Source organism: Streptomyces sp. NPDC027663, from assembly GCF_055566415.1.
This window is the reverse complement of record NZ_JBVHSK010000004.1, coordinates 263,375-289,776: the sequence shown is the minus strand read 5'-3', so window position 1 is coordinate 289,776 and position 26,402 is coordinate 263,375. Positions and strand designations below refer to the sequence as shown.

Sequence of the window (26,402 nt, the reverse complement as noted above, 5' to 3'; positions counted from 1 at the left end):
ACCGGCCTCCCGAGACCCTGCGGCGAACGCGACTGTCACCGTCCTGTACGGGACTCCCTGCCACCGGCAGGCACGCGCGGGGCGATCCGGCGCCCTGCCGGTCCGAAGGGATGCGTCCGCCCCGTCACCGCGGTGCGGTTCGCTTGTGGATGGCCCCGCCGGGGGCGTACCAGCCGGCCTTCTTCCGGACGGCCGGGCTCGGGTCCTCGGCGTGGGCCGTCTCCAGGGGGGTGAGCGCGGCGGCGTGGGTGTGGGCGAACTTGCCGACGAGTTCGCCGGCCATGCTCCGGACATGAGGGTCGGGGTCGGAGCCCAGGGGGCGCAGTGCGGGTTCGAGCACTCGGTCCGCTCCCGGTGCGCAGACGTCGCCCTTGCACCGGTCGCAGGCCAGGGCGTGGAAGGCGGAGATCCTGACGCGGGCGTCGGGGTCGTCGGCCATGGCGACGAGTTCGTCCATGGAATCGATGTCGCCAGGTGGTCCAGGAGGCGGCATCGGGACGTGAGGAAGCGCGGGGCGAAGCGGGGGCTTCACCCCGCGCTACGGCCGGCCACTCACCGTGTGCGGAGCGTGCTCAGCGGGCCGGTCCGCTGCCGCCGGGCGCGATGCGGCCACGCCAGCTGCCGGACTCCGCGCCGCGTTCCTCGATGAACTGCTTGAACCGCTTCATGTCGCCCTTGACGCGCCGGTCGATGGTGCCTATCACGTCGGCGACCTTCTCGGCGGCGCTGCTGGGCTCGATGTCCATCACCAGCTCCACCCTCGTATGGGTCTCGTCCAGGGGCTCGAAGCGGACCGTGCCCTTCTGGTTGGTGTCGCCGCTGGTGGTGCGCCAGGTGATGCGCTCGTCGGGGAACTGGTCGACGATCTCGGTGTCGAACTCGCGCCGCACTCCGGCGATCTTGGTGGTCCAGTGATTGTGCCGGTCGTCCAGCTGAGTGACCTCCTCGACGCCTTCCATGAAGTTCGGGAACTGATCGAACTGCGTCCACTGGTTGTACGCGGTGTGCAGAGGAACGTCGACGTCCACCGCTTCCTTGACCCTGCTCATCTCTGTACCTCCGTCGTCACTGCTCGACTTTCCGAAGGCCCGTCGGCCCGTCGTGCGGGCCGGGACCCAGGACCGGCGAGTACCCGGGCAGCCGACGGTCATGACCGTGGACTCCCAGCGTGACGCGGCCGCTACGGCACGTCGATGAGCCGCGGCGCGGCCGCATGCGCCCGAAGCTGCGAAGCGGTGCGGATCCAGCCACTGTCCCCACTTTCCGGCCACCGCCCCTGACGTGGTGTTTTACTGTGTCTGCCATCAGTTCCGGCGACAGGACGTGTGAGGTATTCGCGAACATGCCGACCGAGACGTTTGAGTTTCAGGTAGAGGCCCGTCAGCTGCTTCAGCTGATGATTCACTCGGTCTACTCGAACAAGGATGTCTTCCTGCGGGAGCTGGTCTCCAACGCATCCGACGCGCTGGACAAGCTGCGCCTCGAGAAGCTGTGGGACGACTCGCTCGACGCCGACGTGTCCGATCTGCACATCGAGATCGACGTCGACAACGACGCCCGCACCCTCACCGTGCGGGACAACGGCATCGGGATGTCGTACGACGAGGTAGGCCGGCTCATCGGAACGATCGCCAACTCGGGCACCGCAAAGTTCCTGCAGGAACTGCAGGAGGCCAAGGACGCGGCCGGAGAGCAGGGGCTCATCGGCCAGTTCGGCGTCGGCTTCTACTCCGGCTTCATGGTGGCGGACGAGGTCACCCTGCTGACCCGGCGCGCAGGTGAGAAACAGGGCACCCGCTGGTCGTCGCGCGGGGAGGGCACGTACACGCTGGAGACGGTGGACGACGCGCCGCAGGGCACGTCGGTCACGCTCCACCTGAAGCCGGCCGACCCCGAGAACCAGCTCCATGACTACACCTCCCCGTGGAAGATCAAGGAGATCGTCAAGCGGTACTCGGACTTCATCACCTGGCCCATCCGGATGGTGCCGGAAGGCTCCGCCGCAGCCGAGGAGAGTGGCGAGGCCCCCGCGCCCGAGACCCTCAACTCCATGAAGGCACTGTGGGCGCGGCCCCGTGACGAGGTGTCCGAGGACGAGTACCACGAGCTGTACAAGCACATCGGCCACGACTGGCGCGACCCGCTGGAGACCATTCGCCTCCAGGCGGAGGGCACCTTCGAGTACCAGGCCCTGCTGTTCCTGCCCGCGCACGCTCCCCATGACCTGTTCACGCGGGACGTCAAGCGTGGTGTGCAGCTGTACGTCAAGCGCGTGTTCATCATGGACGACTGCGAGGCGCTGCTGCCGCCGTACCTCCGCTTCGTCAAGGGCGTCGTGGACGCGGCGGACCTCTCGCTCAACGTGTCCCGCGAGATCCTCCAGCAGGACCGCCACATCGAGCTGATGCGCCGACGGCTGACGAAGAAGGTCCTGTCCACGGTCAAGGAGATGATGACCAAGGACCACGAGCGGTACGGCACGTTCTGGCGGGAGTTCGGCACGGTCCTGAAGGAGGGACTGGTCACCGACTCCGAGAACCGCGACGCCATCCTCGCCGTCGCCTCGTTCGCGAGCACGCACCACGACACCGAGCCGACCACGCTGAAGAGTTACGTGGAGCGGATGAAGGACGGGCAGGAGGGCATCTACTACCTGACCGGTGAGTCCCGGCAGAGCATCGAGAACTCGCCGCACATGGAGGCGTTCCGGGAGCGGGGCATCGAGGTGCTGCTGCTCACCGACGCCGTCGACGAGGTGTGGGCCGACGCGGTCGGCGAGTACGAGGGCAAGAAGCTGCGGTCCGTCGCCAAGGGACAGATCGACCTCGACGCCGGGGACGAGGACACCTCCGAGGGCGAGCGGGAGAAGCGGACCGAGGAGTACGCCGGGCTGCTCGGCTGGATGAAGGAGCAGCTGGACGAGGACATCAAGGAAGTACGCCTGTCCTCCCGCCTCACCGTCTCACCGGCCTGTGTCGTCTCCGACGCGCACGACCTGACCCCGGCCCTGGAGAACATGTACCGCGCGATGGGCCAGGAAGTGCCCCAGGCCAAGCGGATCCTGGAACTCAACCCGGACCACCGGCTCGTGAAGGGCCTCAACCAGGCCTACCAGGAGCGCGAGGACCGCGCGGAACTCGCCGAGACGGCCGAACTCCTGCACGCCCTGGCGGTGCTCGCCGAGGGCGGCCGGCCGAAGGAACCGGCCCGGTTCGTCAAGCTGATGGCGGACCGGCTGGAACGCGCGCTGTAGACCGGCTCCACCACGCGGCGGCGGCCTGCCCGGAGAATCCCGGGCAGCCGCCGCCGAGTCACCGCTGCCCTCGCCCCCAGCGCCGCGGCGGACCGCCGGAACGGCTCGCCACGACGGCGCCGCCTTCCACCGCAACGACGGTTCTGCCACCGAGGAGCGCTGCACGGGACGGCCCGGACGGTCAGGATCGAGTCGAACTGCGGTGCGGAAACCTCGGGGTCCGCGGCCGGCCGGCGGATACGGATGAGGCGGGCGGCAGCGAGACGCGCGGATGCGACGCGGGTGACGACCTGCCGGCCGTGCACGCTCCGGTCCGTCCGGGCGCTGGTGCTTCGCAACCGTTCCAGGCCGTTCCAGGCCGTTCCAGGCCGGGTCCTCTGCCGTGCAACGCCGGACGGTATCGGCGGCGCAGCGGGTTGTGCCTGGCGGGTGCCACGACGGACCACCCGGCCGGTGCACGGCGCTCTCGTCGGTGCCCTTCCGTCACGGCTGGATCCTTGCGCTCCGGCATGCGGGCGGGACGGCGCCGGACGGTCCCCTGTGTCGTGTGTGCCGTGTGTACGCGACCGGCCTGAACGAAGCGGTGAGCATGCCCGCCGCGTGTACGGCCACGGAGAAGGTGGCATGCATGGGTCCGTCGTGTGCGCCGCGGAAAGGAAGGACTCAGGGTGACCGTCGGACCGGTGGCGTTCGGCTGTGCCGCACCGTTGCAGGAGCCGGAGGCGTTTCCACCGGAACGACCGGAGGCGCTTCCACCGGAACGACGCGAGGCGCTTCCACCGGAACGACCAGAGGCATCACCGGAACGGAATGGGCGGGAGGCCTCCTCGGCTCCGCCCGCCACGCCGCCGACCGCGGCCTTCGGCTCGCCCCGCCGTGCGTGATGGTGGCGTGGTGACCGCTCGCAGTGTCCGTGCCGAGCCCGGGACATGCGGATGCCGGTGTCCCTTGTCTTTCGAAGGGGCTGGACGTGCCAGAGCCGTTTGAAGACGTGACCCCTGCCGCCGCCGGCAGACCCGCGTTCCCGGCGGAGGTGGACGCACCGCCCACCGTGGGCGTGGAGGAGGAGTTCATCCTGGCCGACCGGCGCAGCCGCAGGGCCGTGCACAGGGCCCCGGCCGTGGTCCCCGCCGCCCAGGAGCTCCTGGGCGCGCCGCACGCCACGGCGGAGATCTCGCAGTGCCAGGTGGAGACCGTCAGCGCCGTGTGCCGTACGGCCGCCGAACTGGAGGCCGAGATAGTGCGTTTGCGCAGGGGCGCGGCCGCCGCCGCGGCCGAACACGGCTGCCTTCTGGTGCCCAGCGGCACCGCGATCCTCGGCACCCCCGGCCCGCCCCCCGTCCTCGACCAGCCCCGGTACCACGCCGTCATCCACCACTTCGGGCCCGTGGCCCACCACCAGGGCGTCAACGCCTGCCATGTACACGTGGGAGTGGCCGATCGCGAGGAGGCCGTCCAGGCGGTCAACCACTTACGGGGCTGGATGCCTCTGCTGCTGGCACTCACCGCCAACTCCCCCTTCTACGACGGGTCGGACACCGGATACGAGAGCTGGCGCACCGCCGTCTGGAGCCGGTGGCCCGCGGCGGGACCTCCGCCCCACCTGCGCAGCGCGGACCACTACGACAGGCTGGTCGACCAGCTCGTGGCCACCGGAGCGGCGATGGACCGGGGCATGATCTACTGGCACGTCCGGCCCTCGGCCCACGTTCCCACCATCGAGGTGCGCATCGCCGACGTGATGCCGGAGCCCACCGTCACGGCCGCGTACGCACTGCTCGTACGAGCCCTGGTCGCACACGCCATGGAGACGGTGCGCACCGGCGAACCCGCGCCCGAGCCACCGGACCTGCTGCTCAGGGCCGCCTGCTGGCAGGCCGCCCGGTACGGACCGGCCGGCGCCCTGCCCGCCACCCACACGCGCGACTGCACGCCCTCGCCCGTCGCCCGCCTGGTGGACGAGCTGTGGAAACGGGTCGAGCCGAAGCTCAGCCGGTACGGCGACGACCGGTGTGTCGGCGACTGGCTGAGCGACGTCCAGCACCGCGGGACCGGCTCCACGCGCCAGCGACGCGTCGCGGGACGACACGAAGGCCGGCTCCAGGCAGTGGTGGACGATCTCGCGGTCGGTCTTCCCTGAGCGGACACCGGCCGGGACCCGCGGCGCCTGGGCTCCTCGGAAGGCGCCCAGGTCGGCAAAGACCCGGTGTTCGGGCCGCATGCGGATGACGAGGTACTCGCCGAGCCGGGTCCGGTCGTACATGAGGCTCCGCCAGAAACTGCTCACGTTCTCGCTCGGTGAGTGTCACGTGACCGACCCTGACGCCCGGCCGAGGGCGCGTCGCGAGCCGTCAGTCCGATTCGCGTTCCAGGACCCGGCGGGCCGCCTCCGCCTCCGCCGCCGGCGGGGACAGCTCGTCCAGGGTGTCCAGTTCGTCGTCCGATTCCAGTTCCCGTTCCCAGGCCGCCGCGAGCTGCTCCTGCTCCGCGCGCGGCTTCGCGCCGACGGTCTCCCGGTGGCCGGGGTCCAGCGCCGCCAGGAATCGTTCCACCGGGTCCGTCGGCATGCAGTGCTCCTTCTCGCCGCTGAGGGGTGCCGCTCCCGGCCCAGCATGGCCAACCCCGCCCGCCGCGCCCGCCCGACACGGCCCGGGGCCACCCTGATGGCCCTGCGCCATCCACGCGATCCACGACAGCCCTCGACCCGGCACCCGCTGGACAGGCTGGAGCCATGACGAGCGACTGGCGCACGGATCGCATCGGCGCCGCTCTGCGGGGCGGCAACCCGGCGGTGCTGCGGCGCCCCGGCTCGGCTCGGGGTTCGCGGTGACCGGCGATGTCCGGTTCCTGCCGGGCCACTCGGTGCTGCTCGGTGCTGCTCGGTGCTGCTCGTGGACGAACTCGGCGCTCAGGTCTGCCGGGAGTGCACCGGGTCGTTGGCGACCTCCTCCGGGCACTTCCGGTGCGGTCGGCTCGTCCGCCGGTCGCGTCGCCAGTCGAACACCGCGAGCGCCAGGGACGCGGCCATGCCGACGAGGCCGGCGACCAGGGCGGTGACCAGAGCTGTGCGGTAGTCGTGGCTCCTGCCGAGGACCAGGTAGAAGAGGCCGGGCAGCACGGCTGTCCCCAGCGCCGCCCCGAGCCGTTGGCCGGTCTGCAGGGCACCGCCCGCCGCGCCCGCCATGCTCACCGGCACGTCCCGCAGGGTCATCGTGATGTTCGGGGAGACCACGAAGCCCCCGCCGATGCCGCCGAGGAACAGGACCGGGGCGGCGACCCAGGGAGCTGTGTGGAGCGGCGCGAAGCGCAGCAGCAGCGCGGTGCCGCCCAGGCCGGCGATCACACCCGTGAGGCCCCACACGGTGAGCACGCGGCCGAACCGCTCCACCAGCCGGCCGGCGACCACCGCCGCGCTCGCCGAGCCGAGGGCGAAGGGCGTCACGGCGAGGCCGGACCGCAGCGGGGAGAAACCGAGGCCGCGTTGGTAGAAGAGGGCGAAGACCAGCCAGACGCCGCTGAAGCCGATGAAGTACAACGTGCCGATGCCGGCACCGACGGCGTACCCGCGCACGGTCGTGAAGAGCCGCGGGTCCAGCAACGGCTGGGCACCTCGGGCGACGAGGCGGCGTTGCCACCGGACGAAGACGGCGAGGATCGCTGCACCGGCCGGGAACAGCCACCACAGGTGCCTGAGACCGCCCGACTCCGCCTGGACCAGCGGGTACATCAGCGCGAGGACGCCGAGGCCGAGGAGCAGAACGCCGGGCACGTCCACCCGGCCCCGCCCGCTGCCCCGGGTGCGGGGAAGCAGGTGCCGGCCGAGGAGCACGGCGAGGATGCCGATGGGGACGTTGACGTAGAAGATCCACCGCCAGCCCTGGGGACCGGAGGCGAGGGCGAGGATGACGCCGCCGGTGATCGGGCCGGCGGCGGAACTGATGCCGACGGTGGAGCCGAAGAGCCCGAAGGCGCGGCCGCGTTCGGCACCACGGAACATCTGCTGGATGAGCGCGGAGTTCTGGGGTGCCATGAAGCCGGCCGCCAGGCCCTGCGCGAGGCGGCCCACCACCAGCAGTTCGATGTTCGGGGCCGCTCCGCACGCCGCACTGAAGATCACGAAGCCGCTGAGGGACAGCAGGAAGATACGGCGCCGGTCCAGGGCGTCGCCGAGGCGGCCGGCGGTGACGAGGGCGAGGGCGAAGGTCAGTGCGTATCCGGAGACCACCCACTGCACCTGCGCGGGGGAGGCGTGCAGCTCGCGCTGGACGGTGGGCAGTGCGACCGCCACGATCGTCACGTCGAGCAGGCTCATGAAGCCGGCCACCAGGGTGACCCAGAGAGCATGCCACCGGTTCGGGTCCGGCTCGTAACCGGTCTCCCGGGCGCCCGGGTCACGACCGCCCGACGCTGATGCCGACGCTGTCACCTGGACTCCTCTCACCAGGGCGGTCCCGGGCGGATCACGTTCCCCCGCAGGGCACGGGGACACATACCTCACCACCCGCCACGGCAACCCTCGAGCGTGCAAGGGGCCGCGCAGACCGCCACGGGCAGGGGCGGGCACCGTCGGCGCCGTCGAGCCCGACAGCTCCGGCGGGGCGCGCCGGTGTGGTCCGTCGGCGTCGTGGCGACGGTCGGTGAGCGGCGCCGATTTGCCTTCGAGCGCACTCCAGCGTCCACACTGATCGCGACGGAATCCGAGCCGAGGACAGAACGGCGGCAGCAAGATGGCGACGACGAGCAGGGCGGGACACCCGCTGCCGTACGACACCTACCGCGAGGCGATCGAGCGGGAGACCCGCCGCTTCGCCGAGGCGGTGAGCGGCGCCGACCCCGCGGGCACCGTGCCCTCCTGCCCCGACTGGACGCCGGCCGACCTCACCCGGCACGTGGGCTCGCTGCAGCGCTGGTTCTGCGCACTCCTGACCCAGCGGGTGCAGGAGCCTCCGCGCAGCCGAGATGTGGAGCTGGGGCTGCCCGAACGCGCGGAGGACTACGCGGACTGGGTGGTGGCGGGGATCCCCGGCGTGGCGGCCGTCCTGCGGGACACGGATCCGGAGGCGCCGATGTGGGTCTGGGGCGAGGACCGGCATGCGCGGTTCTGGGCCCGCCGGATGCTCTTCGAGACACTGGTGCACCGGGTGGACGCCGAGTGGGCGGCCGGCCGGGAGTCGGACCTCGACCCTGCTCTGGCGGCGGACGGTGTGGACGAGTTCCTGGTCAACCTGCCCTACGCGGGGCTCTTCGCCCCCGGTGTGGCGAAGCTGCGCGGCGACGGCGAGACCATCGCGTTCCGGTGCACCGACGCCGGCGGCGAGGAGTGGCGGGTGCGGCTGGACGAGGACGGCCTGCGCCTGCTGCCGGCCGTCGGCGGCGACGCGCAGGCCGAGCCGCCCACGGCGGCGGTACACGGGCCGGCGGCGGATCTCCTGCTGCTGCTCTACGGCCGTCGCTCCCGTCAGGAGCCGGCATTCCGTGTATCGGGAGACGACACGGTCCTCGAACGCTGGTTCGCCCACACCGCCTTCTGATCTCCTCCGCGCCCGGTTCCCGGCTCATCCGCCCGGTGACGCAGGCGATGCGGACCGCAGGCCGCCGGGAAGGCACACGGCGAGCGCCGCGATGTCGTCCTGCAGCCGGCCGCCGCTGTGGTCCAGCAGGTCGTCGTGGAGGTGTTCCAGGAGTTCCCGGGGTGGCAGGGCGCGCCAGGAGTGCAGCCGCCGGAGAAGCGGATAGAAGGAGCCTGCCGCGTCGCGCGTCTCCGTGATGCCGTCCGTGTACAGCAGGAGCTGGTCGCCGGGCCGGAACGAGTAGGCGTCGACGTGGTACGGCTCCCCGACCAGCATGCCGAGGTTCAGCGGCGGAGCCGAACGGCCGTTGTCCAGTTCGCGCACCTCGGCGGACCGGATGAGGACCGGGGGCGGATGGCCGCAGTTGACGACGCGGATCACCCGGGCCTGTGTGCTGACCTCGGCGAAGACGGCGGTGACGAACCGTTCGCCCACCTCGCCTCCGCCCAGCAGCATCGCCCTGCGGTTCATGCTCGTCTCCACCCGGTCGGCCAGGGCGGGCAGCGTCGGCTCGTCGTGCGCCGCCTCGCGGAACGCGCCGAGCAGGGCCGCGGCGGTCTCCACCGCCAGCAGCCCCTTGCCGCGGACGTCGCCGATGAGCAGCCGGACCCCGTACCCGGTGGGGACGGCCTCGTAGAGATCACCGCCGATGCGCGCCTCCGCGGCGGCCGACAGATAGAGGCTCTCCAGGATCAGGGTGCCGATCCGGTGGGGGACCGGTCTCAGCAGGACCCGCTGTGCGATGTCGGCCACGAAACGCACGTCGGCCAGTGTGCGTTCGCGGCGGGTGCGATGTGCGGCCAGGATCGTGCCGAGGACGCCCACCAGAGCCGTGCAGATGTAGGAGGCGACGTAGTGGCGGTCCCACAGGTAGCCGACCGACCGGCCGGCACAGCACGGGGTGCCGGCGAGCACTCCTTCCATGAAGACGGCGAACGCCGTGGCGCCGGCCACGACGCCGGGTCCGTGGGCGAAAGCGGTCACCAGCGGCAGGGCGATGAGCACGAAGCTCACCGGCCACTCCACCGGCGTCACGGGCTCCAGTGCCAGCAGGGCGACGACGAAGAGCACCGGTAGCCAGCGCATCCATGCGGGAGGCGCCGGCAACTGCGTCCGCGTACCGGCGCCGGCCTCCCGGTCCCGACCGCTGTGTCCACGCCACGGCATACGTGGTCTTCGCACACGGACTCCTGTCACAGAAAATCGACAAGACTTCCAGCCTTCCGTGCCCGGCCACGGCGCGCCGGTCATTGCTCCACTCAACGGCATGTTCCGGCATGGGCATTGACTCCCCGGCCGGCTATTGGTTGAGTGGCTGAGCCACTGAACCACTGTCGTTGGAGGCCGGGGTGGAAGTACTTCCACGCGAGACGATCGTCGACGTACTGGAGAGGAAGCTGCGTGAGGACATCCTCGCCGGGCGCCACCCGGCCGGGAGCTATCTGCCCCCCGAACGCGAACTCGCCGACGGCTTCGGCGTCACCCGCACCACGCTCAAGCACGCCTTCGGCAGGCTGGTGCAGTCCGGCCTGCTGGAGACCCGCCATGGAGTGGGCACGCGCGTACGGGACTTCCTGCGCCTGGGCGGAACCGATCTGCTGCCCATGCTCGTGCGGCACAGCCCCGACTGGATCGGCGAGATCTTCGAAGTCCGCCGCAGCATCGGCGCGTTGATCGCGGAACGCGCCGCGGCCAACGCCGGCGCAGCACACGTCACCGAACTGCGCAGGCTGCTGCAGGCCCTCGGCCAGGCGGCCGGCGGCGACCCGGCTCAGCTCGCGGACGCCGAGGTGCACCGGGCGCTCGCCCGTGCCACGGGCAACCGCGTGTACGTCCTGCTGACCAACACCCTGTTCAACGCCTACATGCCGGTGCGGGCCGCGCTGGCCGGCCCGTTCGAGGACGCCCGGACCGCGCACGACCGCCTCGCACCGGTCGTCGAGGCCGTGGCCGCCGGCGACCCGGAAGCCGCACGCACCGCCGCCGGGCACTACCTGTCGGCGACGGAACGCATCATGCTCGAAGGTCTCGCGCGCTCCGGCGGACGCCGGGGGGATGCCCGGTGACCTCACGCGGAACGACGTTCCGGGAGACGATGCTGGGCCGGGTCCGCCTGGCCGGCGACGAGGCCGACCGCCCGGTGCGGCTGGACCTCCTGGCCCGCGCCGACAGCGTGCTCCTGCCCCATCGGACGACCCGGGCGCGGCTGACCGGACGGATCCGGATAGCCGGCCGCGCCGACGACCCCGAGGCCGAGGGCGAGTTGGAGATCTCCCCCCTGGCACGCCGCAGGATCCGCTACCGGCTCGGCTTCCGGCTGGACGGCCGGAGCCTGCTGCTGGACGGCTGGAAGGCGGTGTCCCTCAGCCGTCCCGTGACCTCGATGACCGTGCTGCCGTACACCCTCTACGAGGACGGCCGACGCGTCGGCGAGGGCACCCTGCGCTTTCCCCTCGCCACCGGACTGCTGCCCTTCCTCGCCGGCTTCCGGTTCCCGCGGGCGACCGAGCCCGCCACCGACCGCCACCTCGCGCCGCGCTGGGACGGCACACCCGGGCGGACGGAGGTCTGGTACACCACCCTGACCGATCCGGCCACCGGCAGCGGCCTCTGGCTGCACCACGAGGTCGTCGCCCCGCACGACGGCGCACCCGCCTACGCACACGGCTGGATCGCCGTCTTCCCCAAGGACGGGCCGGCCGAGCACGCCCGCTTCGGCCCCACCCCCTGGACGATGCCCCCCGACGGTTTCACCGCAGCGGACACCAGTGCCACCGCCGGCCGGCTCACCGGCTCGGCCGGGCCGTTCACCTGGGCGCTCACCGAGGCGAACCAAGGCCCGCCGCTGCACACCTTCCCGCGCTGGTCCTGGCGCCACCCCTGGCTGCCCGCCTCGCACATGCTGCCCGCCACCACCGCCCGCTACAGCGGAACCGTCCGCCACCGCACCGGCGAGCTGCAGCTCGCCGACGCACCCGGCGCGAGCGCCCGCATCTACGGCCACGGCAACGCCCGCCGCTGGGCCTGGCTCCACGCCGACCTCGGAGACGGAGACGTCCTGGAGATCGTCGCCGCGGTCTCGATGCGCCGCGGACTCGACCGGCTGCCGCCCCTGGTGTTCCTGCGCCTGCACCGCAACGGCCGCACCTGGCCCCGGCGCGCGGAGCGGACCGCCGTCGGCTGGGCGGGCATCGGCCGGTTCCGCGCGGACATCGGCCTTCCGCGCTGGCGCGTCGAGGGCCGCGCGGGCCTGCGCCGCATCCGGGTCACCGTGACCCAGCCACCGGAAGGAACCCTCACCCTCGACTACACCGACCCGGACGGATCCGCCGCGGTGTGCCGCAACAGCGAGCGCGCGGACGCGGAGGTCCGCCTGGAGCGCTGGTGGGGCCGCTGGCGGCCGGAGGCGACATGGCGACTGGCCGGCACCGCACACGCGGAGGTCGGCGACCGGTGAACACATCACCCCACGCGCTGACGGGACTCGTGGCCGCCGTACTTGCCGACGACGGGACGGCCGAGTGGACCAGGGCCGTCCCCCGGCGCGTCGCGGCCCTGCTCGACGCCATGCCCGCACCGGCACGCACGGCACTACGCGGGGCGGCCGCGGCGATCGACGCCTACGCCGTCGCCCGGACGGGCAGGCGGCTGGCCGCGCTCGGCGACGCGGAACGCGAGCACGTCGTGACGTCGCTCGCCGCACGCCCTTCCCTGCTGCCGCTCCTGGACGCGGTGAAGGTACCGCTCCTGCTGGCCGCCGGCACCGAACGCATGCTGCACCACGGCCTCGCGCCCGCGGTGTCCGCCCCCGCGGACCCACCGCTCGACTGCACGCCCTCCCACCACTGGCCCACACGATCCACGGCGGACGCGGTCGTCGTCGGATCGGGCGCCGGCGGCGCGATGGCCGCCCGGACGCTCGCCGCCGCGGGCATGCACGTGGTCGTACTCGAAGAGGGACAGCACCACACCACCGAGTCGTTCGGACGACGGGCTCCCCTCGACCGCTTCATCGACCTGTACCGGGACGGCGGCGCGACCATCGCCGTGGGCAATCCCCCGGTGGTGCTGCCCGTGGGCCGTGCCGTCGGCGGTACCACCGTCGTCAACTCCGGCACCTGCTACCGCACACCGGACCACGTACTGGCCCGCTGGCTGAACCACCACGGATTCGCCGCCGCCGACGGCTTCGACGCACACCTCGACGAGGTCGAACGCACCCTGCGGGTGGCACGGCAGCCACTGGACGTGCTCGGCGACAACGGCCTGCTCGCACTGGCCGGAGCCAGGCAGCTCGGCTGGGCCGCGGCGCCCCTGCGCCGCAACGCCCCCGGCTGCCGGGGCTCCTGCCAGTGCGTGGTCGGCTGCCCCACCGGCGCCAAACAGAGCGTCCAGCTGTCCGTGCTGCCCGACGCCTGTGCCGCGGGCGCCCGTATCGTGACCGGCGCGCGCGTACGGCGCATCCTCACCGACCGCGACCGGCCGGGTGGCCCACGGGCCGCCGGGATCGTCGCCGCCCGCCCGGACGGCAGCGAACTGGAGATCCTCTGCCCCCTGGTCGTGGTCGCCGCCGGCGCACTGCACACCCCACCACTGCTGCGCCGCTCCGGCCTGGGCGGGCACCCACGACTCGGCCGCAACCTCAGCGTGCACCCCGCCATCAGCGTCGCGGGCCGCTTCAGCCATCCGGTCACCGGCTGGAAGGGCGTCCTGCAGAGCGTCGGAGTGGAGCAACTGCACACCGACGGCATCCTGATCGAGGCCACCGCGGCGCCCCCGGGCATGAGCTCCTTCGTACTGCCGGGGATCGGCCGCGAACTGCGCCACGAACTCGAGCGGACGGAGCAACTGGCCACCCTCGGCGCCATGATCGCCGACCGTCCCTCGGGCCAGGTCCTCGGCCGTGAGCGCCCGCTCCTGCGCTACGACCTCGCGCCGCGGGACGCGGGCCGACTCCTCAGTGCCCAACGGGCCATGGGACGCCTGCTGTTCGCCGCCGGCGCCGAGGAGGTGCTGACGGGCGTCCCCCGGGCCCCGCGTGCCCGTACCCCCGCCCAACTGGAGGCGCTGCTCGACACGGTGAGCGCCCGCCACCTCCACGTCTCCGCGTTCCACCCCACCGGCACGGCCGCGGCCGGCACCGACCCGGACCGGTCACCGGCCGACCCGGAAGGACGACTGCGAGGAGTGCACGGCGTACTGATCGCGGACGGCGCCGTACTGCCGAGCTGTCCGGAGGTGAACCCGCAACTGAGCATCATGGCCGCGGCCCTGGGCATCGCGGGACGGTACGTGGCGCAGGCCCGGTGAAGCAGGCCCGTGCGCGCTCCTGCGGGGCGAGTGAGGCGGCGGTCGCCGCCTCCGGTGGTGCTCCCGCCGCCGATCCGCCCCGCCGGGCCGGTGTCAGACCGCGTCGGGCAGCGCGAAGACGGCGCAGGTCGCGCTTCCGTGCGCGTACAGCTTGCCGTCGGCCGCCCCGACGATCCGCGCTTGCGCGGTCGCCGTCGTACGGCCGGCATGGATGGCCCGGCCTTCGCAGCGCAGCGTCGCGGTGGTGGCGAACACCGGCCTGACCAGGTTCACGCCGAGCTGGACGGTGGTGTACGCGCGGCCGGCCGGCAGGGCGGTGAGTACGGCGGTACCGAGCGCGGAGTCGAGGAGGGTGGCCATGAAGCCTCCGTGCACCGTGCCCATGGGGTTGAACAGATGCTCCCCGGGCTCGCCCTCGAAGACGGCGGTTCCCTCCTCGGCCTCCACGAGCCGGAAGCCGAGGGTCCCGCAGATCGGCGCTTCGGGCAGAGTTCCGTCCAGGCTCATGCGGGCCAGCTGCAGGCCCGTACGGCCACCGGCAGCCGCGTAGCCCTTCGGGGGGTCCCAGGTGTGGGTGCGCGTGCGGGCCCCTTCGGCTGCTTCGCGGGCGAGGGTGGAGTGCTGCGCCATGGTGCTGTCCGTTCTTCTGCGGCCCTCTCGGGGCACGGGTGTGTGCGTCGGGAGCCGGGCGGCAGCGCGTCGTGCACGTGCCGCCCGGCGAGGGGATCGGGAGCCCTGCCCGTCCGGATCAGGGAAGCTTGACCGCCAGGAGGTCGACCGGACGGATGTCCGGCGCCTCGCTGAGCATGGTCGAGGCGGCCTCCGTCAGCGCGGCGGCGATCCTGCCCCGGAGATGACCCTGGCGGCCCTGCTCGTCGCCGAAGGTGTCGAAGACGCCGAAGGTGGTGGCGCTCTGCCGGAACGCGAACCAGGTCACCGTGTGGTCCTCCTCCTGCGCGAGCTGCAACGCGTCACGCAGCAGGGCCGCCACCTTGTCGGCGTACTCGGGCTTGGCCTCGATGCGGGCCAGCAGTCCGAGCTCGGTCATGATGCACTCCTGTGGGTTGCTCTTCGTGAAAGAAGGTGAAGGAAAGGGGGCTGGTGCCGGTACCGGGCACCGCGTCTCGTCCGGACACCGAGAAATCTAGGCCGCCGAGATCGCCTCCCCCAGTGCCGGAAGCGACGCGTGCGATACCGTTTCCGCCACCATCGGTGCCGAGCGCCACGCACACCTCAGCGCCGGCCCCTGCGAGCCCCAGGCACATGACGCACACCGCGGCCGCCGCCCGTGCGGGGGCCACCCGCACGGATGCCTCCGGACCCCTGGCTCCTCTAGCCACGGCCGGAAACCCCAGGTCCCGCTCATGGGCGCGAATGGCGCCGTGCACAGCGCGCCGCTGCCGCTTCCCCCACCGGTCACACCGGTCGCCGACCAGGGAGTTCCAGTGCTAGAAAAGGGAGATGAGCGGACGTTTTCGCTGGCCATGGGTGCGAGCGGCGCCGCCGCCCGGCTCCCGCAGGTCAACCGATCCGTCCCGTGGCCGGAGGCCCCGGCCGTCACGCGGACTCCGCCGTCTCTCGCCGTCCCTGAGCGTTCGCACGCTGGCCGCCCAGGTCTTCCTGCTGCAGGCGCTGATCATGATGGTGCTGGTCGCGGTGGCGGCCGCCGCCCTGCTGATCCAGGGTCGGTACGACGCCGAGCGCAGCGCCCGGGACCGCTCGCTGGCCGCTGCCGAGGCGTTCGCGCACGCGCCCGGCACGGCGCTCGCACTGCGCTCGCCCGACCCGACCGCCCGGCTGCAGCCCGCGGCGGAGCAGGCGAGGAAGGGAGCCGGCGTCGATTTCGTCAGCGTTCTCGACAAACACGGCATCAGGCTGACCGACTCCGACCCCGCCCTGATCGGCACCAAGGCCCAGGGGGTCGGCCGGGCCGCCACGGGCGAGACGTTCACGGAGACGTTCCACGGCCGGCCGACCGACGCCGTGCGCGCGGTCGTACCCGTCACGGACGCGAGCAGGCGCGTGGTCGGCATGGTCACCGCCGGGATCCAGTACGCCAACGTGGGTCATGTGCTGAACCAGCAGCTGCCGATGCTGCTCGGCGCGGCGGCCGGGACACTCGTGCTGGCGACCGGCGGCGCGGCCCTGGTCAGCCGCCGGCTGCTCCGGCAGACCCACGGCCTCGGACCGGTCGAGATGACCCGGATGTACGAGCACCACGACGCCGTCCTGCACGCCGTGCGCGAGGGCGTCCTGATCGTCGGCGGCGACGGGCGCGTGCTCCTGGCCAACGACGAGGCACGCCGGCTGCTGGACCTGCCGGAGGACGCCGACCAGCGACACGTCGGGGAGCTGGCGCTGGGGCCTGGGCTCACCCGGTTGCTGGACTCCGGCGAGACCGCGTCCGACGAGGTCATCCGGGCCCGGGACCGGCTGCTGGCGGTGAACATCCGGCCCACCGCCCCGTTCGGTGGGGCCCAGGGCCTGGTCGCCACCTTCCGTGACACCACGGACCTCAGGGCACTGTCCGGCCAGGCCGAGGTGGCGCGGGGCCGGCTGTCGTTCCTGTACGAGGCGGGCATGCGGATCGGCACCACGCTCGACATGCGGCGCACGGCCGAGGAACTGTCCGAGATGGCCGTCCCGCGCCTGGCCGACTTCGCCACCGTGGAACTCCTCGACACCGTGCTGCGCGGGGAGGAGCCCACGAGTGCGGTGCACGAGATGCGCCGTTCCGCGCTGTGTGCGTCGCAGGCCGGGCATCCGCTGCAGCCCGTGGGCGAGGTGATCCGGTTCGTGATGGCCGACACCCCGATGGTGGCGGCGCTGCGCCGCGGCAAGGCCGTCCTGGTGCCCGACCTGCACGCGGCCGGGGACTGGCGGGCCCAGGACCCCGAGGGTGCGCGGCGGGCGCTGGCCTATGGCATCCACTCCCTCATCACGGTGCCGCTGCGGGCCCGCGGGGTGGTCCTCGGCATGGCCAACTTCTGGCGGGGTTCGGGCGCCCCCCGGTTCGAGGACGAGGACGTCGCCGTCGCCGAGGAACTGGTGGCCCGTGCCGCCGTCGCGATCGACAACGCACGCCGGTACTCGCGCGAGCACATGATGGCCGTGACACTGCAGCGCAACCTTCTGCCGCTGGGCCTTCCGGAGCAGGACGCGCTGGAGATCGCCAGCCGCTACCTGCCGGCGCAGTCCGGTGTGGGCGGCGACTGGTTCGACGTCATCCCGCTGCCCGGCTTCCGGGTGGCACTGGTCGTCGGTGACATCGTGGGGCACGGGATGCAGGCCGCGGTGACCATGGGACGGCTGCGCACGGCCGTACTGAACTTCTCCTCGCTGGACCTGGCCCCCGACGAGCTGCTCGGACACCTGGACGAGATGGTGACCAGGCTGGACTCGCCGACCGCGACCGCCGACGACGACCGCGTCCCGCTCACCGGTGCCACCTGCCTCTACGTCATCTACGATCCGGTGGGCGGGCACTGCACCCTGTCCCGCGCCGGGCACCTCGCACCCGCGGTGGTGGACCCCCAGGGCAGGGTGACCTTCCCCGACCTCCCGCTCTCCCCGCCCCTCGGCGTGGGCGGGCACCCGTTCGAGGCCGGCGAGCTGGACCTGCCCGAGGGCAGCCGGCTCGTCCTGTTCACCGACGGCCTCGTCGAGAACCGCTCACGGGACATCGACGAGGGTCTGCGCGTCCTCTGCTCCACCGTCGCCCACGCGGACCGCACACCGGAGGAGACCTGCCGCGCCCTCGTGGAAACGATGCTGCCCGAACACCCCACCGACGACGTGGCGCTGCTGGTCGCCCGGACCCGGCTGCTCAACCCCTCGTGCGTCGCCACCTGGGACGTCCCCTCCGACGTGACGGCCGTCCCCCGGGTACGCAACGAGGTGAGCCGGCGACTCGCCGACTGGCAGCTGGAGGAAGCGGCGTTCGCCACGGAACTGATCCTCAGCGAGCTCCTCACCAACGCCGTCCGCTACGGCGCTCCGCCCGTACGAGTGAGGCTGCTCCTGGGCCGCACCCTGGTCTGCGAGGTCTCGGACGGCAGCAACACCTCACCCCGCCTGCGACGCGCGGCCACGACCGACGAAGGCGGCCGCGGCCTGTTCCTCGTCTCCCAGTTCGCGGACATGTGGGGCGTCCGCTATGCCCCGCGGGGAAAGGTGATCTGGGCCGAGCAGACGCTGGACCGCGTCGTGGAACCGGACCCGACGGCCCTGTTCGACCTGCTGGACTTCTGACGCCGGCCGGCCGGAGACCGTCCGCCATGGTCAGGGCTGGACGGCCGGCCGGAAGCTCTGGGTCCCTGAGCCGTCGCACGGCCGCTGGGTGAGCTGAATGCTGTCGGTGGCGGTGCCGGACGCGGTCAGGCACTTCCCGCTGTGCCGGGCAGTGAAGTGGTACTGCCCGACGGCCTCTCGCACCGGCTTCCATTGCTGATTGGTGCCTCCGGCGTAGGCCCACAACTGCAGCGGCGCGTTGTCGGCCGTGGAACGGTCGGCCACATCGATGACCTGCTGTGGGTTGCCGCGGGCGGCGATGCGCACGTATCCGCTGTCGGTGCCGCGGAACTGGAACTGCTGTGCCGGGGTGCCGTTGCAGGCGTACTGCTGGACAACCGTCCCGTTGGCCGTTCCGGCCGCCCGGGCATCGACGCACGACCCGTTTCCGGTGTTCTGCACGGTGTACCAGGAGGTCTCGGAAATACCGTCCGCAGGCGGCTGCGAGGACGTCCCGCCGCCCAGCCATTTCAGCCCGTCCAGGACGAACTGATTCTGCGTCGCACTGGCGAAGGTGGACGACAGCGGCGTGTCGGTGTCGTAGTTCATCGCGTTGTGGCCGAAGTTCGCGTACAGCATCTTGTACTTGGTGTTCGTCCACAGGATCGGGTAATAGCCGCTGTACCAGGTCTGGGCGGGGTCGGTGCCGAGCGGGAAGCTGCTGGGGTCGACGGACGCGAGGATCTTGATGTCGGGGTTCTGGCGCAGGTCGTTGGACCAGCTGTACCACTCGCTGACGGACGACGTGAACGTGGGGGGCAGATTCCTGGTGGAGGCGTGCGTGCGGTCCTCCACCCGGAGTGCGGCCGTGGTCGGGCCCCAGGTGTTCGACCGGAAGTTCCCGCTGCCCAGGAACTGGTTGTGATACCAGGGCCAGCTCTGCGCATCGGTGGTGAACGCCGACACGTGGAAGCCCATCCACGCGCCGCCGTTGCGCATGTACCGCTCGAATCCCGCGCGCTGGGCAGCCGACTGCGGCGCATCGTCCAGGAAGAGCACGACCTGGTAGCTGCCGACGCCGCCGTTCGCGAGGAGGTCCCAGTTGTTGCTGGCGGTGTAGGTGAAGCCGTTCGCGGCGGCCTGCCGCGGAAACCATTCGTTGGCTTCACGGACGAAACTGATGTGGGCCGCATCCCAGGTGCCGTTGTACAGCGCCAGAACCCGGAACGGCTCCGCGGCTGTCGCGGCCCGGGCGGTGGGCTGCGACACCAGGCTCACCAGCGCTGTGACGAGGAATGCCAGCCACAGGGCGACGTGCGCTCTGCCAGATCTCACCTGTTGCATCCGATGTTCCCTTCATGGCCGGGGCCGAGGGGGGAAGAGCCGGGCTCGGCGGTGCGGGCAGGAGGCGGCCGCACGGCAGTCCGCGCCCGCCGTTCATGTACGTGAGTGCTGGGCGCATCCGTGGAAGCCACCGGTCGCAGAACCTAAAGGTCTGGACCAGAAGCGTCAAGAGGTGACGCCAAGAAAGTCCCGTGCCGCACCGGTGAGTTGAGCATCTGAAGCCAAGGAGCGGCGGTCAGGTCACGCGTGGGTCGTCAAGACCATGTACGGCGCGATCCGGCTCTCCGCCGGGGCCTCCGGGGAAGGACTCCCGCCGGAAAGTGTGGGCAGGTCCACGGTGGGGGAGGGGAAACCGGCGCCGGTGAGGAAGGAGCGGTACCGGTCGAGGGAGCGGTAGTGGGTGGCGCTGGTCATCATGGTGCCGTCGCGCAGACGCAACAGCGTGGCCACGGTGTCGCCGTCGCCGTACACGGCTCCCGGCTCGCCGTGCCGCAAGGTGGAGAAGGTGACGCCGGTCGCCGCCGGGTTCAGGTCGGCGAGGAGGTAGGGGGCGCCGGGGCGCAGGACGCGGTGGATCTCGGCGGTGAGGCCGGCCAGCCGGTCGTCGTCGGGGTCGGTGCAGTACACCAGGCAGCACACGGCGGCATCGACGCTGTCGTCGGCGAGCCAGTCCAGGGTGCGACCGTCGAACTGCCGGTAGGAGATACGAGGGTGCGGGCGGTCCGTGCGAGCGATCTCCAGCATGTCCGCCGAGGGGTCGAGAGCCTGGACCGTCCACTCCCCGGTACCCGCGAGCTGCGCCGCGACCGCTCCGGTGCCGCACCCGACGTCCAGCGCCAGCCGGTCGGCTCCGGAGCCGCCGGCCAGCCGCTCCAGCACGGCCGGGAAGATCAGCTGCTCGGCCAGCCGCATGTCGCGGCCCCGGTAGGCGTCGGCCGCGGCGGAGGTCTCCCAGCCGAGGGGGTCTTCGTGGGCCATCAAGGTCGCTGCCTCCTGCGCTGAACCGGGCCCGGACATCGAAGCGGGGCGCCCGACGGCAGCGTGACACACAGCACTGTGCCGGTCGTCCGTGGCGCCGGAAGATTCCCTCGACAGCGCGTCTGACGTGTGGACCGTTGACGCGGGACGCGTGAGCCCAGCCCCCCTCGGGCCCAGCAAGCCCTTCTCCCTGCCCGCTCGGGCCCAGCGATCACTGCGCAGCGGCCGCGGCGTCCTTCTGCAGCTGGACCGCCGTCAGGAGACTCAGCTGCGGCTCCGCCTGGCGCAGGGCCTTCACTGCCGCCACCGAGGCGATGTCCCCGGTGAATCCGACGGCGGCGAGCCGGGACCGGACCCAGCGGGCGCGCAGCTGAAGGTTGTTGGCAGCGGCCGTGGACGCGAGGACCGCGGCCGCACGCTCCAGTCCCGCGCGCTCCTCGGCCGGAGCCTCGGCCAGGGCCCGCTGCAGGGCCGCCGCCGCCACGTCCGAGTCCCGGATGACCAGCACGTAGTCCTGTTTCTTGTTCAGTCCTGCGAATCCCATCATACGGATCATCGTGGCTCTCGGTTTCCGCCGGAGCCAAGCGACTTGAGCAGTTCCAGAGCCTCCGCCCAGGGCGAGGCTCCTGCCCTGGTGCAGGACAGCGGTACGGACCGCGATCGGCGCCGCGGTCCGTACCGTCGTGGCGGGCGGGGCCGGCCTGTCGTGGGGGGCCGGCCCGACTCGGTCAGCGGGCCGAACCCGCCTTGTTCAGCTGCGCGACGGCCTTGGCGAGGCCGTTGACCCAGAGCTGGTTGACCCGGGAGCGCTCGGTGGCGTTCGGGTACCGGTTGGTGCAGGACGGGCCGGGGCCGCCACCCGACATCAGCTCGCTGCACGGGCCGCTGTAGTGATCGGGAAGACCGAGCACATGGCCGGTCTCGTGGGCGGCGACGCGGATCGAGTCGTACTGCCGGTTCTGCGCGTAGTCCAGGAAGATGTAGCCGCGGCCGTGGCCGTTGGTGGAGGCGTACGATCCGCGCGGGTCGCTGCCCTCGTAGTACGCGAAGTCGGCGCCGCCCGTCGTCGATTGGAGCTTGACGTTCGACACGGAGCTGTTCCATATGGACGCGGCGCTCGATATCTGCGAGCGGAAGCTCGGGGCCTGGGAGGCGTTGTAGTAGACGGTCACCACCTTCAGGGAGGGCTGAGCGGCCTGCCGCTCGGCGACCGACTTCAGTACGGCGTCGAAGAACGCCTTGTTCCCGGCGTTCTCGGCCGCGCCCACGTAGCCGGCGTGCGTGGCGCGGGCGGGTGCTGCTGTGGTGTTCCCGGCGCGCGCCGGGCTCGCGGTGCCCAGTGCGGCGGAGGCCAGGCCGAGGCCGAGCGCCAGGGCCAGAAGTCTCCGGGAGTTCTTCGACCCGTTGCGGGTACGGAACGACGCCATGTGGGGGCTCCTACTCGTTCTGTGGGGGTTGAACGATCGGTTGCCAGTGAGTCTCGGTGAGGTCAACGTGACCGGGGATGATGGCAAATGGGGATAGCGCGAGGCTATCGACGGCCAACTCATCCACATTCGTTGGAACTTGAACAGCTGGTGCGGTGCCCGGCCCCGTCCTACGCTCCCCCCATGGAGCTCGAGGTGAGGCATCTGCGCGTTCTCTGCGCCATCGCCGACACCGGCAGCCTGCACAAGGCGGCACGCCAACTCGGCGTGGCGCAACCCTCGTTGAGTACCCAGCTGGGGCGCATCGAGCGCGCTCTCGGTGCCCAGCTCTTCGTGCGCGACCGGACCGGCTGCCGGGCCACCCCGCTGGGGCTGGCGGTGCTGAGCCGGGCCAGGCCGCTGGTTGCGGAGTTCGCCGCGATCGTCACCGAGACCAGGGCGGCGGCCGCCCGCGCCGCCGGTGGCTTCCATCTGCGCATCGGCGCCACGGCGAGCCGGGCCATCCCGGGCTGGCTACGCCTGCTGCGGGCTCGCTCGTCGCGCATCGAGCCGACGCTGCAGATGAACGTGTCCGCCAACGCCCTGCTGGCCATGGTCGCCGCCGGCCGGCTCGACATGGCCTTCGTGCACGAGGTCGAGGGCAGCCCGCTGCGCATCCCCCCGGGCCTGAGCGTGCGCGTGCTCATGGAGCGCGAACCGCAGTTCGTCACGCTCGCCGCGGACCATCCGGCGGCCGCGCAGCCGGAGGTCAGCCTTGCCGACCTGGCCGGCGACCGCTGGATGGTCGACGCCACGGTCGACGGCGAGTGGGACGCACTGTGCCGGGTACTGCGTGCCGCGGGCCTGGACTCGGAGATGCTGCACGGCGACTACCTCACCGCGTACTCGCTGGCCGCCACCGGCGAGGTGGTCACGGTCAGCCAGCCCACCGCCCACCCCCGCCCCGACCTCGCCATCCGCCCCCTGCACGGCGATCCGATAGGAGTACGCCTGCTGCTCGCGGCCCGCACGGAGGGCGAACTGGACGACGCCTACCCGGAGCTGGAGCAGGCCTACTGGGCGGTGGCCCACGAGGCGCCGGTCTACCGGAAGTGGCTGGAACGCGCGCACCGGCCCGGCATGCCGGCCCCGGCCGGCGCGGGCGGGGAAGCGCACGTGCTGCCGGTGCGCCGGCAGAGCGGCTGCGTGTCGACGGCCACGAGGCCGCAGGTGAACAGAGGCCGGGGACCGACCGCCTGGTGACGTTCGGCCCGCGCCGTCGGCTCGGGGGCCGGGTGTTCAGCATGCCGCCGGCAGGTGGTTCGGGAATCACCAGGACAGGGCCTGTCCTGGCCTTTACGAAGAGCCCGCCGCCGGCTCACCGACCGTCAACGCCGCCGTCCCCAGGCCGTCACCATGCCGGGTCCCAGCTCCGCGAACCGGGGCGAGGCCAGGTATGCGAGGGCCTCGTCGACGCCTGCCGCGTCCACCAGACCGGTCTCCTCCAGCGCGGGGCGCATCCGGCTCCATGTCTCGCACCAGAAGCGGGCCAGGGGGCTGCCCGCGACCAGCGGTGGTGTGAACAGCTCCGCGGCTACGTCGTCCAGGCCCTCTTCTCGCAGGAAGTGCGGGTACGCCGGGACGGAGGAGGTGTCGGTGCCGATCGTCGACCGCAGTGCCTGCCACATGGCGTCCATGGTCCGCCGGTACGCGGAGGAGGTGTCCAGCACGTTCGGCACCTCCAGGGCATCGCCCAGCACCAGCCACCCTCCGGGGTTCAGCCATCCGGCGAGCCGTGTGATGAGCCGGCGGCGCTGGGGGAGGTGCATGAGGACGAACCTGGCATGGACGAGGTCGAAGCTGCCGGGCCGCAGACCGTCGTCGGTGAGATCGGCGGTGACCACCCGCAGGCGTCGGTCCGCGAGGGGTTCCAGTCCGCTGGTGTCCCGGTCCAGCGCGACCACCTCGTCGACGCCTGCCACGTCCAGGAGCCAGCGCGCCACCGTTCCGGTCCCGGCGCCCACCTCCAGGCAGCGGCTGCCCGGCCCGGCACCGAGAGCCCGCAGCCGGCGTGTGGTCACCGGGTCGTAGACCAGCGCGGCGGCGTCGATCCGCTCGGCTTCCCCAGGACGTTCCGGTTCGAACAGGTCCTCGCCGTAGTGGCCGTCCCCGGCGGCGGCCCCTGAAGGTGGCGGAGAAGTGGTCATGACCGGACCTCCTGGGTCGGGGCAGTGGTATCCGAACATAGAGGTGGGAAACGGGAGTTTCCGCTCGGCGCGCGCACGGCTCACCCGGCCCGCTCGCGCAGCGGCCGCCGGCTGCTCGGGCCGTCCCGCGCCCAGGCTGTGCGTGCGTTGTCGGCACGGGCAACTAAGCTCCCGCGCATGAGTGAAGCGGGCAGCGACAACAGCGGCAGACGGGTTGTCGACGGGCGGTTCGAGCTGGAGAAACGGCTCGGCGGTGGCGGTATGGGCATGGTGTGGCTGGCCCGGGATCTGGTGTTGCACCGGAGCGTGGCCGTCAAGGAGGTCCGGCCGCCCGATCCGGATCTCGCCGAGTACGATCCCGACGCCGCACGAATGCTGCGGGAGCGGGTCCTGCGAGAGGCCCGCGCGCTGGCCCGGGTCGACCACCCCAACGTGGTGACGATCCACCACATCGTGGACGGCGGCCCCGGTACGTACCCCTGGCTCGTCATGGAACTCGTCACCGGCGGCTCGCTGGCCGACCGCCTCGCCCGTGGGCCCATGGACCCGCGGGAAGCGGCGCTGACCGGCCGGGAGGTGCTGGCCGCGCTGCGTGCGGCGCACGAGGTCGGCATCCAGCACCGTGACGTGAAACCGGCCAACGTACTGCTGCGTCCCGACGGGCGTCCGGTGCTCACCGACTTCGGCATCGCGGCGATCCGCGAGTCGACCGCCCTGACCGCCACCGGGTCGATCATCGGCACCGCCGACTACATGGCTCCGGAACGGGTCTCGGGTCAGGACGGTGGTCCTGCCTCGGATCTGTGGTCGCTCGGCATGATGCTCTACGCCGCCGTGGAGGGCCGGCATCCGCTGCGCCGGGGCACGACCCTGGCGACGCTCGCCGCCGTCCTGAGCGAAGAGATCCCGCCACCGGTCCGGGCCGGCGCACTGACGGACGTCCTGCGGCGGCTCCTCGTCCGTGACCCCGCGGCACGCCCCGGCGCCCCGGAACTGGAGCGCATGCTGGACGCGGCGGCCGGCGCGGCCGACACCCCCACCTCCTACCCGCTCCAACCCCCGCCCGCCACCCCGGCTCCCGGCTACGCGACGCCGGCACCCGCCACCCCGGCTCCCGGCCACGCGACAGCGGCACCCGACACCCCGGCTCCCGGCTACGCGCCGGCAACCCCGGCCGCGCCGGCTCCCGGCTCCGGCGCGGCGGTGCCGGGCTTCGGTCCGCCACCCGGGACGCCCACGGGACCGTACGGCGCCCGCCCCGCGCACACGGCTGCGGCAGGCCCCGAGGATGCGCGGCCCTCGGCCATGACCGCGCCCGTGACCGTGCGACCCGGCCGCCGCCGGCGGTGGGTGTGGGTGACCCTGCCCGCCGCGGGAGTGGCCCTCGCCGGCACGCTCATAGGGACCCTGTGGCCGGACGGTGGCGCGGAGGACTCCGGCTCGGGCGGGTCCCCGAAGTCCGCCGACCCGGACACACGGTCACCGTCCGAGGGCAGGACGACTCACTCCGCCACGCCTGTGGAGAAGGAGGAAACCGGCAACACGGACCTGCTCACCCCGGCCGGCATCCGCACCGCCGTCGCGGCTCTGGAGAAGGAGTCCGGCCGGGACCGTTTCGGAAGCCTCACGGTGTACCCGCAGTACGCCATCGCCGAGATGATGGTGGAGGGCAGCGACTCCAAGTACGACGAGTACACCTACCGCGTCGGTCAGGGCGTGGAGAAGGGCATCATCAGCGGGAAGCTGCTCAGCACCGACTCACCTGTCACCCTGGACGCGTACGACTGGAACGCGGTGCCGGCCCTGCTGCGCGAGGCCGGGAAGAAGCTGAAGGTCGACCATGTGACCACCCGTTACCTGGTGCTGAACACACCGGACCCGGTCTTCGGCGACCCCGCCGGCATGTCGGTGTACCTCAGCAACGCCTACAGCGAGACCGGCTACCTGCAGGCGGATCCCAAGGGCAAGGTGCTGAGAATCGTGCCCAACGACGACTGAGGAACGCGCCGGGCACGAAGGGCAGGGGAGCCCGCCCCCGGGCGGGGCGCCCCTGTCCCGGGGCCCGGGGGCAGCAAGAGCGCAGGCGCACCCGGGGCGGAGCGAG

The 26,402-nt window shown here is 72.1% G+C and carries 21 protein-coding genes and 1 pseudogene; 10 read left to right on the top strand and 12 right to left on the bottom strand.

Translation table 11 applies throughout. The features are described from left to right. Nucleotides 1–124 precede the first annotated feature (124 nt). Entirely contained in the window at nucleotides 125–457 is a 333-nt protein-coding gene (locus tag ACZ4SF_RS14485; protein ID WP_468383182.1) for a HEAT repeat domain-containing protein, read from the bottom strand. Between the two features lie 115 nt (nucleotides 458–572). Beyond that, nucleotides 573–1,049 carry an SRPBCC family protein gene (locus ACZ4SF_RS14480; protein WP_468383180.1) on the bottom strand — a complete coding sequence of 159 codons (477 nt, stop codon included), beginning with the start codon at nucleotides 1,047–1,049 and terminating at the stop codon, nucleotides 573–575. Between the two features lie 293 nt (nucleotides 1,050–1,342). On the opposite strand from ACZ4SF_RS14480, the gene htpG reads away from it, so the two are divergent. Together htpG and ACZ4SF_RS14470 are read left to right on the top strand one after the other, a co-directional pair. Further along, the gene (gene htpG / locus ACZ4SF_RS14475) at nucleotides 1,343–3,253 is read left to right on the top strand and encodes a molecular chaperone HtpG (protein ID WP_468383177.1); all 1,911 of its coding nucleotides are present in this window, start codon (nucleotides 1,343–1,345) and stop codon (nucleotides 3,251–3,253) included. Between the two features lie 970 nt (nucleotides 3,254–4,223). Next, nucleotides 4,224–5,393, top strand: coding sequence for a carboxylate-amine ligase (locus tag ACZ4SF_RS14470; protein WP_468383174.1), 1,170 nt, complete (start codon nucleotides 4,224–4,226; stop codon nucleotides 5,391–5,393). A gap of 211 nt (nucleotides 5,394–5,604) precedes the next feature. Here the strand turns inward: ACZ4SF_RS14470 and ACZ4SF_RS14465 are convergent, their stop codons facing one another. Next, nucleotides 5,605–5,820: a hypothetical protein gene (locus ACZ4SF_RS14465; RefSeq protein WP_468383171.1), complete on the bottom strand. Its 216-nt coding sequence runs from the start codon at nucleotides 5,818–5,820 to the stop codon at nucleotides 5,605–5,607. 164 nt (nucleotides 5,821–5,984) lie between these two features. Between ACZ4SF_RS14465 and ACZ4SF_RS14460 the strand changes: the two are divergent. Next, a pseudogene (locus ACZ4SF_RS14460) lies at nucleotides 5,985–6,124 on the top strand (diadenosine tetraphosphate hydrolase); the annotation flags it as partial. 37 nt (nucleotides 6,125–6,161) lie between these two features. Here the strand turns inward: ACZ4SF_RS14460 and ACZ4SF_RS14455 are convergent. Next, a complete protein-coding gene (locus ACZ4SF_RS14455; protein WP_468383168.1) occupies nucleotides 6,162–7,679 on the bottom strand; it encodes an MFS transporter in 1,518 nt (505 codons plus the stop codon). Between the two features lie 301 nt (nucleotides 7,680–7,980). Between ACZ4SF_RS14455 and ACZ4SF_RS14450 the strand changes: the two genes are divergently transcribed. Next, the gene (locus ACZ4SF_RS14450; RefSeq protein WP_468383166.1) at nucleotides 7,981–8,784 is read left to right on the top strand and encodes a maleylpyruvate isomerase family mycothiol-dependent enzyme; all 804 of its coding nucleotides are present in this window, start codon (nucleotides 7,981–7,983) and stop codon (nucleotides 8,782–8,784) included. Between the two features lie 24 nt (nucleotides 8,785–8,808). Here ACZ4SF_RS14450 and ACZ4SF_RS14445 read toward each other — a convergent pair whose 3' ends face one another. Continuing rightward, nucleotides 8,809–9,909 carry a PP2C family protein-serine/threonine phosphatase gene (locus tag ACZ4SF_RS14445; RefSeq protein WP_468383694.1) on the bottom strand — a complete coding sequence of 367 codons (1,101 nt, stop codon included), beginning with the start codon at nucleotides 9,907–9,909 and terminating at the stop codon, nucleotides 8,809–8,811. A gap of 263 nt (nucleotides 9,910–10,172) precedes the next feature. Here ACZ4SF_RS14445 and ACZ4SF_RS14440 point away from each other — a divergent pair, with 263 nt between their 5' ends. The 3 genes from ACZ4SF_RS14440 to ACZ4SF_RS14430 are packed head-to-tail and all read left to right on the top strand — an operon-like array spanning nucleotide 10,173 to nucleotide 14,133. Further along, nucleotides 10,173–10,889 (top strand): FadR/GntR family transcriptional regulator, encoded by a 717-nt coding sequence (locus tag ACZ4SF_RS14440; protein WP_468383164.1) that lies wholly within the window; start codon nucleotides 10,173–10,175, stop codon nucleotides 10,887–10,889. After that, nucleotides 10,886–12,280, top strand: coding sequence for a hypothetical protein (locus ACZ4SF_RS14435; protein WP_468383161.1), 1,395 nt, complete (start codon nucleotides 10,886–10,888; stop codon nucleotides 12,278–12,280). The genes ACZ4SF_RS14440 and ACZ4SF_RS14435 overlap by 4 nt, the downstream gene beginning before the upstream one ends. Further along, nucleotides 12,277–14,133 carry a GMC family oxidoreductase gene (locus ACZ4SF_RS14430; RefSeq protein WP_468383159.1) on the top strand — a complete coding sequence of 619 codons (1,857 nt, stop codon included), beginning with the start codon at nucleotides 12,277–12,279 and terminating at the stop codon, nucleotides 14,131–14,133. The genes ACZ4SF_RS14435 and ACZ4SF_RS14430 overlap by 4 nt, the downstream gene beginning before the upstream one ends. 93 nt (nucleotides 14,134–14,226) lie before the next feature. Here the strand turns inward: ACZ4SF_RS14430 and ACZ4SF_RS14425 are convergent, their stop codons facing one another. Both ACZ4SF_RS14425 and ACZ4SF_RS14420 read right to left on the bottom strand, forming a co-directional pair. Then, nucleotides 14,227–14,763: a PaaI family thioesterase gene (locus ACZ4SF_RS14425; protein ID WP_468383156.1), complete on the bottom strand. Its 537-nt coding sequence runs from the start codon at nucleotides 14,761–14,763 to the stop codon at nucleotides 14,227–14,229. A 118-nt stretch (nucleotides 14,764–14,881) separates the two neighbouring features. Beyond that, nucleotides 14,882–15,181 (bottom strand): putative quinol monooxygenase, encoded by a 300-nt coding sequence (locus ACZ4SF_RS14420; RefSeq protein ID WP_468383153.1) that lies wholly within the window; start codon nucleotides 15,179–15,181, stop codon nucleotides 14,882–14,884. A 413-nt stretch (nucleotides 15,182–15,594) separates the two neighbouring features. Between ACZ4SF_RS14420 and ACZ4SF_RS14415 the strand changes: the two genes are divergently transcribed. Further along, the gene (locus ACZ4SF_RS14415; protein WP_468383150.1) at nucleotides 15,595–18,384 is read left to right on the top strand and encodes a SpoIIE family protein phosphatase; all 2,790 of its coding nucleotides are present in this window, start codon (nucleotides 15,595–15,597) and stop codon (nucleotides 18,382–18,384) included. A 30-nt stretch (nucleotides 18,385–18,414) separates the two neighbouring features. Here the strand turns inward: ACZ4SF_RS14415 and ACZ4SF_RS14410 are convergent, their stop codons facing one another. The 4 genes from ACZ4SF_RS14410 to snpA all read right to left on the bottom strand — a co-directional run bounded on the left by ACZ4SF_RS14410 (nucleotide 18,415) and on the right by snpA (nucleotide 22,112). After that, a complete protein-coding gene (locus ACZ4SF_RS14410) occupies nucleotides 18,415–19,707 on the bottom strand; it encodes a ThuA domain-containing protein (RefSeq protein WP_468383147.1) in 1,293 nt (430 codons plus the stop codon). Between the two features lie 240 nt (nucleotides 19,708–19,947). Further along, nucleotides 19,948–20,685 carry a class I SAM-dependent methyltransferase gene (locus tag ACZ4SF_RS14405; protein WP_468383144.1) on the bottom strand — a complete coding sequence of 246 codons (738 nt, stop codon included), beginning with the start codon at nucleotides 20,683–20,685 and terminating at the stop codon, nucleotides 19,948–19,950. A 211-nt stretch (nucleotides 20,686–20,896) separates the two neighbouring features. Beyond that, the gene (locus tag ACZ4SF_RS14400) at nucleotides 20,897–21,232 is read right to left on the bottom strand and encodes a hypothetical protein (protein ID WP_468383142.1); all 336 of its coding nucleotides are present in this window, start codon (nucleotides 21,230–21,232) and stop codon (nucleotides 20,897–20,899) included. Between the two features lie 181 nt (nucleotides 21,233–21,413). Further along, nucleotides 21,414–22,112 carry a snapalysin gene (gene snpA, locus ACZ4SF_RS14395; RefSeq protein ID WP_468383139.1) on the bottom strand — a complete coding sequence of 233 codons (699 nt, stop codon included), beginning with the start codon at nucleotides 22,110–22,112 and terminating at the stop codon, nucleotides 21,414–21,416. Nucleotides 22,113–22,295: 183 nt separating this feature from the next. Between snpA and ACZ4SF_RS14390 the strand changes: the two genes are divergently transcribed. After that, complete coding sequence (locus tag ACZ4SF_RS14390; protein WP_468383136.1) at nucleotides 22,296–23,354, top strand: LysR family transcriptional regulator; 1,059 nt, start codon at nucleotides 22,296–22,298, stop codon at nucleotides 23,352–23,354. Nucleotides 23,355–23,479: 125 nt separating this feature from the next. Here ACZ4SF_RS14390 and ACZ4SF_RS14385 read toward each other — a convergent pair whose 3' ends face one another. Next, nucleotides 23,480–24,298, bottom strand: a complete 819-nt coding sequence (locus ACZ4SF_RS14385; protein WP_468383133.1) for a class I SAM-dependent methyltransferase — start codon at nucleotides 24,296–24,298, stop codon at nucleotides 23,480–23,482. 177 nt (nucleotides 24,299–24,475) lie between these two features. Here ACZ4SF_RS14385 and ACZ4SF_RS14380 point away from each other — a divergent pair, with 177 nt between their 5' ends. Next, entirely contained in the window at nucleotides 24,476–26,296 is a 1,821-nt protein-coding gene (locus tag ACZ4SF_RS14380; RefSeq protein WP_468383131.1) for a serine/threonine-protein kinase, read from the top strand. Nucleotides 26,297–26,402 lie beyond the last annotated feature (106 nt).